1 pseudogene is annotated in these 257 nt (G+C 60.7%); it reads right to left on the reverse strand.

Going from position 1 to position 257, the window contains the following annotated elements:
- A pseudogene (locus KVT32_RS32425) lies at positions 1 to 235 on the reverse strand (PIN domain-containing protein); the annotation flags it as partial.
- Positions 236 to 257: the final 22 nt, after the last annotated feature.

Raw genomic sequence — 257 nt, forward strand, 5'->3', positions numbered from 1 at the left:
CCACCACCAAGCCGTCCGGAATTGCCCGGTCCATGAGATCCGACGTCCTGTCGACCTGAACCCGGGTGAGATCGGGGCGGTTGATCAACAGGTTGCGTTTCCACTCCTCATGAATGGCTTGGCACCACCGCGCCCGGAAGCGGCCAGACAGGCCGAGCCACATCAGGAAATCCCGCAGTGGCGCGGGATATAGAACGCACGCGTCGTAGACGGCGGTGAATGGGGAATGCCTCATTCGTATCCCATTCCCAACTCTT

The organism is Achromobacter sp. GbtcB20 (genome assembly GCF_019091095.1).
In the GTDB taxonomy this organism is placed as follows: domain Bacteria; phylum Pseudomonadota; class Gammaproteobacteria; order Burkholderiales; family Burkholderiaceae_B; genus Achromobacter; species Achromobacter mucicolens.